12 protein-coding genes are annotated in these 10,552 nt (G+C 73.0%); 4 read left to right on the forward strand and 8 right to left on the reverse strand.

The window, feature by feature from the left end; translation table 11 throughout:
- Positions 1–56: 56 nt before the first annotated feature.
- From ACFWIS_RS09700 to ACFWIS_RS09710, 3 genes are all read right to left on the reverse strand, one after another.
- Positions 57–419 carry a hypothetical protein gene (locus tag ACFWIS_RS09700; protein WP_380451917.1) on the reverse strand — a complete coding sequence of 121 codons (363 nt, stop codon included), beginning with the start codon at positions 417–419 and terminating at the stop codon, positions 57–59.
- A gap of 435 nt (positions 420–854) precedes the next feature.
- Entirely contained in the window at positions 855–1,610 is a 756-nt protein-coding gene (locus ACFWIS_RS09705) for a hypothetical protein (protein WP_380451915.1), read from the reverse strand.
- 481 nt (positions 1,611–2,091) lie between these two features.
- Positions 2,092–2,637: a DUF1707 domain-containing protein gene (locus ACFWIS_RS09710; protein WP_380451913.1), complete on the reverse strand. Its 546-nt coding sequence runs from the start codon at positions 2,635–2,637 to the stop codon at positions 2,092–2,094.
- Between the two features lie 108 nt (positions 2,638–2,745).
- Here ACFWIS_RS09710 and ACFWIS_RS09715 point away from each other — a divergent pair, with 108 nt between their 5' ends.
- Positions 2,746–3,483 carry a TetR/AcrR family transcriptional regulator gene (locus tag ACFWIS_RS09715; RefSeq protein WP_380451911.1) on the forward strand — a complete coding sequence of 246 codons (738 nt, stop codon included), beginning with the start codon at positions 2,746–2,748 and terminating at the stop codon, positions 3,481–3,483.
- 390 nt (positions 3,484–3,873) lie between these two features.
- On the opposite strand, the gene ACFWIS_RS09720 is transcribed toward ACFWIS_RS09715, so the two are convergent.
- The gene (locus ACFWIS_RS09720; protein WP_380451909.1) at positions 3,874–4,674 is read right to left on the reverse strand and encodes a class I SAM-dependent methyltransferase; all 801 of its coding nucleotides are present in this window, start codon (positions 4,672–4,674) and stop codon (positions 3,874–3,876) included.
- Between the two features lie 277 nt (positions 4,675–4,951).
- On the opposite strand from ACFWIS_RS09720, the gene ACFWIS_RS09725 reads away from it, so the two are divergent.
- Both ACFWIS_RS09725 and ACFWIS_RS09730 read left to right on the forward strand, forming a co-directional pair.
- Entirely contained in the window at positions 4,952–5,359 is a 408-nt protein-coding gene (locus ACFWIS_RS09725) for a hypothetical protein (protein ID WP_380451907.1), read from the forward strand.
- Between the two features lie 124 nt (positions 5,360–5,483).
- Positions 5,484–6,425 (forward strand): hypothetical protein, encoded by a 942-nt coding sequence (locus ACFWIS_RS09730; protein ID WP_380451905.1) that lies wholly within the window; start codon positions 5,484–5,486, stop codon positions 6,423–6,425.
- 28 nt (positions 6,426–6,453) lie between these two features.
- Here the strand turns inward: ACFWIS_RS09730 and ACFWIS_RS09735 are convergent, their stop codons facing one another.
- The 3 genes from ACFWIS_RS09735 to ACFWIS_RS09745 form a co-directional block, all read right to left on the reverse strand.
- Entirely contained in the window at positions 6,454–6,996 is a 543-nt protein-coding gene (locus tag ACFWIS_RS09735; RefSeq protein ID WP_380451903.1) for a GNAT family N-acetyltransferase, read from the reverse strand.
- Positions 6,997–7,081: 85 nt separating this feature from the next.
- Positions 7,082–7,246 (reverse strand): hypothetical protein, encoded by a 165-nt coding sequence (locus tag ACFWIS_RS09740; protein WP_380451901.1) that lies wholly within the window; start codon positions 7,244–7,246, stop codon positions 7,082–7,084.
- Between the two features lie 86 nt (positions 7,247–7,332).
- The gene (locus tag ACFWIS_RS09745) at positions 7,333–7,905 is read right to left on the reverse strand and encodes a TetR/AcrR family transcriptional regulator (RefSeq protein WP_380451899.1); all 573 of its coding nucleotides are present in this window, start codon (positions 7,903–7,905) and stop codon (positions 7,333–7,335) included.
- 129 nt (positions 7,906–8,034) lie between these two features.
- On the opposite strand from ACFWIS_RS09745, the gene ACFWIS_RS09750 reads away from it, so the two are divergent.
- Positions 8,035–8,577, forward strand: coding sequence for a nuclear transport factor 2 family protein (locus tag ACFWIS_RS09750; RefSeq protein ID WP_380451897.1), 543 nt, complete (start codon positions 8,035–8,037; stop codon positions 8,575–8,577).
- Positions 8,578–9,134: 557 nt separating this feature from the next.
- On the opposite strand, the gene ACFWIS_RS09755 is transcribed toward ACFWIS_RS09750, so the two are convergent.
- Complete coding sequence (locus ACFWIS_RS09755; protein WP_380451895.1) at positions 9,135–9,539, reverse strand: DoxX family protein; 405 nt, start codon at positions 9,537–9,539, stop codon at positions 9,135–9,137.
- Positions 9,540–10,552 lie beyond the last annotated feature (1,013 nt).

Below are 10,552 nucleotides of genomic sequence, written 5' to 3' on the forward strand. Positions count from 1 at the left end.
CGGATGTGGGGAGGCTCCTTCCCTTGTTCGGGACCTGACAATCACGCCCCGCCCGGTCACCGCCCCTGGAGTGCCTCCGCCAGCACCAGGGCCCGCTCCTCGGTGGTGCCGAGCGCGAGCGGCACCCGCCGGGGACTGTAGTCCGACGTGCGGACCGGGATCGGGCTCTCCGGGGCGAGCACCCACCGCGGCTCCTGCCGAGCCGGATCGCCCAGCAGCCGGGCGGCGAACTCCCCGGCGGTGTCCGGGCGGAGCCCGACCGCCATCAGCGCCTCGGCCACCGCGGGCCGGGCCTGCACCAGGGGCGTGTCGGCGTCGCCGAGCGCCGGGAGGAGCAGCAGCCGCTGAGCCCGGTCCCGGAGGCCGTCGGCGCCGGGATCGCCCCCGCCCGGATCGCCCTCGCTCCCCGCCAGGTTCACCAGCTCCGGCCAGGAGAGCCCGGGGGTGGAGCCGTGCGGGCCGAACTGTCCGAGGAAGCCGTACCGGCCCCAATCGGGGTGCTGGAGGAAGAAGTCGACGAGGCTCTCGTCCTCGAAGCTCTGGTACGTGACGCAGGCGGTGTGCCCGTGCCGGAACGGAGCCCGGAACAGCAGCGGGGCGCCTCGGCGTCGAGGAGCCGCGCCATCATGGCGTCGCAGGCCTCCTGCGGCACGCCGTAGGCCTCCGGCTCGTACCCGTCGTGATGCGGGATCAGGAGCAGGTGTGGGCGAACCAGAAGACGGGCTCGGCGGCCAGCTCCTCGCTCGGGACCGGCTCGGCCTCTGCGTCGTAGGCTTCAGCGGCTTCGGGCGGCTGTGGCGCGACGGTCATGCGAGGAGCGTAGTGCGGGGGCCGGACGGCACCACGGTGCGGGGTCAGAACTGCTCGAACGTGCTACGGGTGATGGCGGCCACGATCAGCCAGCAGAGGACGGAGATCGGCAGGGTGACGAACAGTGGCCACTGGAGGGAGATCAGCAGCATGGAGCCGATGACGGTGGCGATCGACGCGCCGACGGCGTAGGCCAGAGCCAGCGCCGCCATGAATTCCAGGTCGGCGAGCCCGCCGGCGACCATCATGATCATCCCGAACCCGATCATCGCGCTGAACCCGGCGATCGTCAGGTACGGGGTGCTCACGGGCTGGTAGCGGTGTCCGTGGTAGCTGAGCTCGAACACCTTGCCGTGCAGGATCTTCAGGTCCACGTCGGTGCCGACCGTCACGTCGTTGTAGAAGGCCTTGCCGACGGAGTAGCGGCCGGTGGGTGCCGTCTCGCGGGATACCGTCAGCATGTAGTCGGTCGAGTCGGAGCCGATCTCCTTTTCCTTCTTCTTCACCCGGCCGCTCTCCAGCGTCGCGCAGTCCGCGCCCGGTTTCGCGTCCGCGGTGCAGACCGGGGTGGCGCGGTAGGCGCGGGTGTCCTCGAAGGTGCCGATGAACCGGACGAAGCCGAGGATCGTCAGGCCGAGGCCGAGCACGACGAGCACGGCCGGGATGACGGTCCGGAGCAGCTCGCCGAGGCTGCGCCTCGGCTTCTGCTTCTGCTTCGGTTTGGCCTGCGGGGTCGGGAGTTCGGGTCGGGGCTCGGGCTCCGGCTTGGCGTCCTGGATGGGGACGGAGTCCTCAGGCATCGTCGCCCCCCGGTGTCGTCCGTACGGCGTGCACCGTCCGTGCTGTCCGTACGGCGTGCACCGTCCGTGCTGTCCGTACGGCGTGCACCGTCCGTGCTGTTCGTGCTGTCCGTACCGTCCGCGCGTTCATCGGCATGCCCCCACCGGTCGTACCCCGTCCGCCAGCTCCGCCAGCTCCGCCAGCTCCGTCCGCACCCGGCCGCAAGCGGGCCGCCCGGCGGACCGTTCGCGTCCGGGTGCAGACCGGATCATGCCAGGGAACGGCGGAGTGCGCGAGGAATTCGCCCTGGCCGGGCCGTACTTGTAGGGCGGAGGTAGATCGGCGGGCGTACCGCCGACACCCGACGCGATGAGCCCCCGTCTCCCGCGCCGCCCTGCCCGTCGCACTGGTGCGGGTCTGCGAGAGCGGACCTGGCCGGCGGCTTGATCGGGGCGGTGTGCACGGCCGTCCGCTGAGTCGTGCCGTGGTGGGGCGGGGGTCTCACCACAGGGCGTGGCGGACCCTCAGTCGTCCCAGCCCGACCACCCCGGAGATCCGGATGACCGGGCCGCCCGGGCGCGCGGGCCGGCGGGGGCGGTAGCGCGGCTCCTTCAGGCCGGCGTGCAGACCCGCGAGGTCGACGACCGCGTCCCGGGGGACGGTGATGCTGGCTCCGCCGGTGCCGAGCCGCAGCTCGATGTCGACCACCGGGTGGTCGATGACTGCCCGGGAGAGGTCCAGGCGCACCCGGCCGAGCGTGGAGGCGACCGTGAGCGTCCGGGGGACCTCCCAGGCGCCGCGTCGCCGTATCCGCCCGCCGAGGGTGGCACCGGTGAGGGTGGCCGTGACCGGTGGGGGCGGCTCGGGGAGTCCGGCGAGCGATTCGGCGAGTTCGCCGTGGCCGGCGGCGGTGAGCGCCCGGTGCAGGCGATCCTCGAACTCCCTTTGCGGGAGCAACCCGTGGGTGTACGCCTCCTGTAGCCGCCGGACGGCGGTCTCACGCTCCTCGGCGGTGGCGGGCCCGGGCCCGTCGGCTCCGGACGTCATCACTCCACCCCTGGACTGAGTACGTTGTACGCGGTCATGCCCGCCAAGCTAGATTACTGGGTACCGTGTACGCAAGCAGAAGGACCAGACGGACCAGAAGGACCGAGGGTGACCGAAGCCGAGTACCTGAACATCTGGATGCGGCCCGAGCGCCCCGCTCGCGGGCCCAAACCCGCCTACAGTCGTGCCCGGATCACCGAGGCCGCCGTCCGGATCGCCGACGCCGAAGGCTTGGAGGCCGCCACCATGCGGCGGATCGCCGCCGAGATCGGCGCCGGCGCGATGTCGCTCTACCGCTACGTCCCCAGTCGCGACGACCTGATCCAGCTGATGGCCGACCGGCTGATGGGTGAGATCGACGTCGAGGGCCTGCCCTCCGGCGACTGGCGCGCCGACCTCACCCGCTACGCCCACGGGCTGCGCGCCATGTGGCTGCGGCACCCGTGGATCGCCACCGCGCACCGCGCACTGCCCGGCTTCGGACCGAACCAACTGCGGTTGGTCGAAGGGGTGATGGGAGTCCTCGACGGCCACGTCCCGATCGACGAGAACCTCGGCCTGATGGCCCTCCTCAACGGCTACGTCGAGAGCGCCGCCCGGGACGAGGTCAGCTGGACCGAGGAGGTCCGCCGCAGCGGCCTGAGCGAGGCCGAGTGGCTGGCGCGCAGCTACCCGTACGTCCAACGGCTGCTGGACAGTGGGCAGTACCCGATCTTCGGCAAGATCGCGATGGAGGCGCGCGGGCCGCGGCTGAGCCGCGACGAGCAGTTCCAGCACGGGCTGGAGCGGGTCCTCGACTGCGTCGCCGCCGCCCTCCCGCCCGGCGAGTGCCGGCGTCCCGGCTGACGAACCGGCGTTCGGCCCTGCTGGCGGCACTGCTCTTGGCCCGGCCGGCGCTTCGGCGGACGGCCGGGGTCAGGATTTGTCCCAGGCCTCGAAGGTGAGCCCTTTGTCGTCGGGGCAGGCGGCGATCCGGATCAGGTGCAGCTCCATCCACGAACTCCTCCAGCCGGTCCAGCCCTGCCACGCCGATCTCCCGCTGACCGAGGAGCGTGGTGCTACGGGCCTCGGAGGTGGCGTGGTCGAACTCCCCGGGGGCCGTCCTCGCCACGGTGATCCAGTAGCCGAGCACGTCCGGATGCCTTTCGTCGATCGGGGTCGGAGACAGTCAACCGCCTTGCTCTGCCCTGGTGTTGGCGTCGCTTCGGCGGTCCGCGCCCCGGGCGATGTGGGGTCTCACAGCCGCCGGGTGCGCAGCACGGCCGTCAGCATCGGCAGGGTGAAGCCGCCGTCCGCGGTCTCCGGCCGGCCTACGAGGAACTCCCGGATCCGGCTCAGCGCGGCCGCCCGCTCCCCGTCCGGCATCACCAGCAGCCCGGCTCGGGTGGCGAGGGTCGCGACCAGGGAGTCCGCGGTGCGCGGTTGCCCGTGCGGGAACACCTCCTGCTCCGCCCCGCCGAACCGGGCCGCTCCACCATCCTTCGGAAGGTGCGCGGCGGCCGTCTCGACACGCCAACTGTCCGGCGTGTCACGCGGCCCGACCGCTGCGGGCCCGCTCACCCGCGCCAGCCCGGCGACCCACCCCACTCGGTCGTCCAGGACGTTCCACAGCCCGGCCAGGACCCCACCCGGTACCAGCACCCGGGCGAGTTCGGGCCCCGCGACCGCCATGTCGAACCAGTGCATGGCATTGCCGGCCAGCACGGCGTCGACGGACCCGTCCGGCAGCGGAACCGCCTCGGCGCTGCCCGCCAGCGCCCGGACGTCCGGCAAGGCCCGGCGCAACTCGCCCAGCATCGCCGGATCCGGCTCCACCGCGATGACCTCGGCCCCCAGCGCGACCAGTGCGGCCGTCAACTTGCCCGTCCCGGCGCCGAGATCGAGCACCCGGGGGCGGCGCGGGGCGCCGGGCACGGCCTCCAGCGCCCACCGCACGGCGGCGTGCGCGTAGTCCGGGCGGTGTTCGGCGTAGGCGGCCGCCGCGGCGCCGAAGGAGGATGCGTGGCGGTGTTGCTGGTCCTGATTGGTGTGAGCCATCCGGTCACGCTACCCGCGCCCGCAGCGCCTGGCGGGAGTTCCCACCGCTTCGCCGAACTTCGCGGCCCCAACGTCGCTCTGACGACGCCACTCCGCTGCGAGGGCACTGGCCGGACCCGGCGTCCACGCCTGGCGCAGGGTCAACAGGCCGCTGCGGGAGAGCGGTTGCCGAGCGATGGACCGCTGGATGAACGCCGGTTCAACGTTCGTCGTCGAACCTGGCGGGCGCACACCGTCGTTCGTAACATGACCGGTAACCGACAACGGAGGGGCTGTTATGAACCGCAGGACCGTGACCTGGCTCGGCGCCCCCGCACTGGCTGCGGGGATGCTGCTCGGTGCAGCTCCGGCGCACGCCGGCACCGGGGTGCAGGTCGACGGCGCGGCCGTCTCCGGCGGTGCCGCGAGCACGGTGACCGTCACCATCGGGTACTCCTGCGACGCCGGCGGTTCCGTCAGGTCCGCGACCGTGACCGCCGAGGACCGGCGCTCCGGGGCCCTCGGCGCCGCCCGCTTCACCCCGAGCTGCACGGGCGCGACGGTGACGGCCGTCGTCCCGGTCACGAGCCTGAACCAGAACGGCTACGCCATGGGCGATCCGGCGGCCGTCCGCGCCTCGTTGCTCGACCTGGACGACACCGAGGTCCTCGGGACCATCGCCCAGGTCACCATCGGCAACGGGTAGGAGAGCGGGCGCCCTGGTGATCACGCGGGGTAACTGGTGGGTCGATGATCGTCACCGGGGCTCGGGCGCGAGCCGGAGCCCCGGTGTGGGCGTGCCGGGCGGGCGGACGGGGTACCCGAAGTGCATGGCAGTCTTCCGCAAACCGGGCCGCTTCACGTGGCCGGGCCGCCCGGATCCCGGGGCTCCGGGGGCCGAACCGGCGCCACCCGGCACCGCCCTCGCCGATGATGCCGTCGCCCGGGCCGGTCCCGCGACGGACGAGGGCCTGGCCGAGGGCCTGGCCGAGCTGGTCGAGGAAGCCGAGCGCCCGACCGGGGCCTGGCGCGTCGCCGAGTACCAGGCGGAGCGCGGCCGGGGCCGGGCGCTGGTGGCCGGCGCGGCACGGCGGCTGGGCAGCGGCGGCCGGCTCGCGGCCAGGGGAGCGGCGCTCGGGGGCAAGGCGCTGGCCGAGCAACTGATCCGGACGGCACCGCGGATCCCGGTCCGCGGCCTGGCTACCCTCCGTGCCCAGCACCCGGAGGCGGCCGACCCCGAAGGCCTGGCCGACCTGCTGGTCGCCGGAGCCACCCGGGCCTCCGCCGCGCTCGGCGCGGGCGTCGGCGCGGCGGCCATGCTGCCGGTGCCGCCCGCGATGCCGGTGGAGATCGCGGCCGAGACGCTCGCGGTGGCAGCCGTGGAGGTGAAGCTGATCGCCGAGCTGCACGAGGTCTACGGCGTCCCGGCGCAGGGCAGCGCGACCCAGCGGGCCGGGGCCTACCTGGGCGCATGGGCGAACCGCCGGGGGATCGACGCGATGCTGCTGGCCCGACCGGCCGGTTTCGCGGCGCTCGCCCTGGGCGCGGAGGTGCGCCAGCAAGTGCGCCGCCGGCTCACCCGCAGCTGGATGCGCCGGTTGCCGTCCATGACCCCACTGCTCCTGGGCGCGGGCATCGGCGCGACCGTCAACCGGCGGGACACCCGGCGGCTCGCCGGGCAGGTCCGCGACGACCTGCGCTCGCGCCGGCCGATGAACAGCGGCTACTGGGCCGCGGCCGGGCCGGCGCTCGAGGGCGAGGCCATCCCGTAGTCACTGCCGAGCGAACGGCGTCGAACCCTCACTGAACTGCCCGGCGCGGCGGGGGCCGCATGCCGAGCCACTGCTCGGCGTCCCAGGCCTCGAACCGCTCCACCTCGGTGAAGCCCAGCTTCGCCGCGAGACGCATCGAACTGACGTTGGCCGTCTGGGTGGTGAGCACCACCGGCTCGCCGGGAAGCGCGTCGGCGAGCCAGCCGAGCGCCGCCGCGCACGCCTCGGCGGCATAACCGAACCCCCAGGCCTGCGGCAGGAACAGGTAGCCGAGATCGGCCCTCCCAGCGGCAGCCGGGCGCCTGTCCCCGGCTGCCCTTCTGAGCAGCACTTGGCCGATCATCGCCCCGTCGAGATCCACCACGAAGCTCCCCGGCCACCGCTCGGGCACTCTGGGCATCTCGCGCTCCAGTTCGTCACGGGGACGGGGTCCGCCGAGGTAGGCGTGCACCTCCGGGGAGGCGTGCAACTCGATGAACGCCGTACGGTCCCGGGCCTCGGGCTGACGGAGCACGAGCCTCGCGGTCCTGATCGGCTCGGGCGGCCAGGCGACGGGGTGGAGATCGTCCATGTGCGCACAGTAACAGGCGGTCATGTCGCTTGAGCTGGAGGCTAGTTGGCGGCAATCCGCGAAATGGCCGCTGTTGTTGTCGCTGCTATTGGTGCCGTGGGTTGGTGGTGGTGGTGGTGGTGGTGGTGTGGGTGGTGTGGGTGGTGCTGCCGGGGGTGTTGGGGTGGGGCTGTTGGTTGTAGGTGTGTCGGGTGTGGGAGAGGACGTAGGGGCTGGTCCAGCGGTGGGTGAGCGCCAGGTCGTACCTCACGGCCGCATTCTGCGCGGCCTCGCCGACACCCCCCGCCGGACGTCGGCCACACACGGTGTGTGGTGCAGGCCGTCGCCTTTCGCCGGTCAGTGTGGGCGCAGGCCGTCGAAGACCACCGCGAAGACGCGCTCGCGGGCCGGCGCGTCGTCCGGGAGGTGTTCCATCGTCGTGGTCGTACCGATCAGCAGGGCGACGATCTCCGGCGGGCCCAGTTCCGGGCGCACCGCCCCGGCGTGCTGCGCTGCGGCCAGCAGTTCGGCGAGCCGTGCCCGGATTCCCGCGCCGGCGTCCCGCAGGGCGGCGTGGGCGTCGACGCCAGCGGCGGCGAGTGCCCGGGCGAACTCGTTCTTGCCCGCGGACTGTTCGACCACCAGGCGGAAGCAGTCGAAGAACGCCTCGGCGGGCGCGGACTCGGCGCTCAGCTGCGCGGCCCGGGCGGCGATCGTGTCGAGCCTGCGCACCAGCACCGCTTCGAGTAGTGCCTCCTTGGTGGGGAAGTGCCGGAAGAGTGTGCCGACCCCGACGCCGGCAGCCCGGGCGATCTCCTCGGTCGGCACGCCGATGCCGCGGGTGGCGAACACCTGTGTGGCGGTGTCCAGTAGCCTGGCCCGGTTGCGGGCCGCGTCGGCCCGCAGCGGGCGTGCCTGGGTACCGCTCATCGCTCCCATCCTTTCCTGTCGGTGGCGGAGCCACCCTGGACAACCGGAGTCGCTGGTCCGTATCGTCGAAAGCGGATTCGCTAGTCCGATTCTAGCGACGGATCCTGCTGGGGGTTGATCATGTCCGACGTGCTGTCACCTCGTGAGGTCTTCACGAAGCTGCTCGACGGTATCGGCGCGGGGCGGTTCGCGGAACTCGCGGACCTCTACGCCGAGGACGCCGTGGTGGAGATAGTGTTCGCGCCCGTCGGACCGCGCCGGTTCGAGGGGCGATCCGTGATCAGGGAGCGGTTCATGGAACTCGCCACGAGCGTCCCCGTGGAACTGACCCCGGCGAACGTGGTGATCCGGGAGACCGACGATCCGGAAGTGATCGTCAGCGAATGGGACTACCGGGGGCGTCACCTGGCGACCGGTCGGACCTTCAGCTCCCCCAACATCCAGGTGCTGCGCGTGCGCGACGGCCTGATCGTCAGCAGCCGGGACTTCCACGACCACCTGGCCCTCGTCCTGGCCGGCGGCAACCTGCCGCACCTGGTGGAGGCACTGGAAGGCAGCTCCCGCGGGTCGTCCGCGCCTGCGCCCGCGCTCGCACCCGCGCCGGTGCACGGGCGTCGACGCCCGGCCCTTGACCGGGGACAGGGATCCGCCGGCCCACTGCGACAGGCTTGACGCCTCGGGGAGGTGGCGGTTCGCCACCCGCGCCTGCGCTGTGGCGACAAGCCCGTCCAGGTGGCGACCGGCGTGTCCCGGCGCTGGAACGGACAGCACGGCCCCTCGCGAACCGCCCTCTCGGGGCACGGGCCGGGCAACGGCAGGCATCGCCGCCGACCTGCGCCCCTCGCGGCCCCGGGCGGGCCGGGGGCCAGGTGTGGAGGCGCTGGGGCTGCGGCAGCTGAGCTGGTTGTGGCCGTCGGTGAGGGGGCGCGGGCGCGGCGGGACGTCGTCGAGGTGGACGAGGACGCTGTCGCGCGTTCCGGCCGAGACGGTGGTCGCGGTGTCGGTGCGCGGCGCTCGTGGGGCCGCCTGTTCGTCTCGTGTTCGGTTCGGTTCGGCGCGTTGGCGATGGCGTCGGCCGCTGCTGTCCGTCGGGGCGTCCGCCGGTAAGAGAGCAGGCGGGTGAAGAAGCGCGCCCGCCGTGGTGGGGGTCCCCGCCACGGACCGTGGGGAGGGCCGGACCGCGCGCCGCGACGCCGGCTCTCTGGCGGCGGACCCCCGCGGGTATCCGGTCAGCTCGGGAGGTGGAGCAGTTCGGCCGTCTCGGTGCGACGGTTCCAGGCGATGACGGCCAGCGGCACCATGAAGATGAACGGGGTCCCGGCGTTCTCGCCGTGCATCGCGGTGAGCTGGGCAACGAACGCGCACGCCAGGAAGACGATGAGCGCCGTCGCGGCCGGCCCGGCCAGTCGGCGCAGCAGCAGGCCGACCGCTCCGGCCAGCTCCACCAGCCCGGTCACGTACATCAGCCAGTGGCCCGCGCCGATGGCGTCGAAGACCGTTGTGGCAGCGGGGAGCGCGAGCAGCTTGGGCAGGGCGCTGGCCAGGGCGAAGAAGAGGGCGAGCAGGATTCGCAGCGTCCAGACCGTCCTGACGACGGCCTTGCCGGACTGCGTGGCGGTGGCGGTGCTGGGCATTTCAGGGTCTCCCTGGTTGGCTTGTCTCTGCTTTCCCGGGTTTGACCGCCGCGACCGCGTGAACTCATCGGTCCCGGGAGAAAAAGCTTCCGGCAGTTCCAGTCCCAGCCCCAGCCCCAGTGCCTCCAGCCCGCCGACGCGCTGCCGTCCGTGGATCGGCCCGGCCGGCACCGGAGCACGGGCGGCCGTTCTCAGGCGGCGCACCTGGCGCAGGAGAAGACGCTCACACCTGCCGTCCTACCGTGTCCGGGGCACGGCCGTCACACGGGCTCCGCCCGCGCCGTCCCGGGCAGCGGGTTCGTGGCGGCGGGGCCAAGTACGGCGTCCCGGTGGGCCGTTCGGCGTGCCGGGAGCGCGCTACCGGTGCGCCGAGGGCGCGCTGAGGGTGGGGTGCGGACGGGCTCTGGCAGCGTTCGAGGGGCCCGTACGGCGGGCTCTCCCGCCGTCCCCCGTCCCGCCCCGTACCCGTACGCGCCCGAGCGCACCCGAGCGCAAGGAGCGCGCACATGACGCTCACCCTCCGGCCGGGAAGCACCGTGATGTTTCTTGGGTGGTTCGATCACCGGCTGTCGGTGTCTGGCCGGTGACGACGACGCTGCCTGGCGCACCTTGGATCCGGGGGCGTGCCATCCCCTGTGGAGGGGTTCGAGGTTGGTTGCGCCCGTTTGCTTGTCCCTGGTGCCTTGTTCGCCCGCCTGGGTGTCGGTGTCGGTGTCGGTCCCGAGTGCTGGTCCGTGTCGACGGCGTGCACTCCACTCGGCTGGGCAGGCTGTGCGGGCGTGGTTGTGCCTGGTTGTCTGAACGTCCGGCCTCTGGCTCCCGGTCCCCGGTCCCCGGCCCCTGGCTCCTGGCTTCCGGCTTCCGGCTTCCGGCCTCTGGCTCCCGGTCCCCGGTCCCCGGCGTCCGGGGCCGGGGGTCGGGGGTGGGTTCTCGGGGGTGTGGGGTGGGTTAGTTGAGGGTGGCGAGGGCGGTTTCGTAGTTCGGTTCGTTGGCGATTTCGGTGACGAGTTCGG

The organism is Kitasatospora sp. NPDC127060 (assembly GCF_042724935.1).
Classification (GTDB): Bacteria; Actinomycetota; Actinomycetes; order Streptomycetales; family Streptomycetaceae; genus Kitasatospora.

Excerpts from the sequence above, each read along its gene's own strand:
- ACFWIS_RS09705 (WP_380451915.1), bottom strand. The coding sequence starts at position 1,610 with ATGCCTGAGGACTCCGTCCCCATCCAGGACGCCAAGCCGGAGCCCGAG.
- ACFWIS_RS09710 (WP_380451913.1), bottom strand. The coding sequence starts at position 2,637 with ATGACGTCCGGAGCCGACGGGCCCGGGCCCGCCACCGCCGAGGAGCGT.
- ACFWIS_RS09720 (WP_380451909.1), bottom strand. The coding sequence starts at position 4,674 with ATGGCTCACACCAATCAGGACCAGCAACACCGCCACGCATCCTCCTTC.
- ACFWIS_RS09725 (WP_380451907.1), top strand. The coding sequence starts at position 4,952 with ATGAACCGCAGGACCGTGACCTGGCTCGGCGCCCCCGCACTGGCTGCG.
- ACFWIS_RS09730 (WP_380451905.1), top strand. The coding sequence starts at position 5,484 with ATGGCAGTCTTCCGCAAACCGGGCCGCTTCACGTGGCCGGGCCGCCCG.
- ACFWIS_RS09735 (WP_380451903.1), bottom strand. The coding sequence starts at position 6,996 with ATGGACGATCTCCACCCCGTCGCCTGGCCGCCCGAGCCGATCAGGACC.
- ACFWIS_RS09745 (WP_380451899.1), bottom strand. The coding sequence starts at position 7,905 with ATGAGCGGTACCCAGGCACGCCCGCTGCGGGCCGACGCGGCCCGCAAC.
- ACFWIS_RS09755 (WP_380451895.1), bottom strand. The coding sequence starts at position 9,539 with ATGCCCAGCACCGCCACCGCCACGCAGTCCGGCAAGGCCGTCGTCAGG.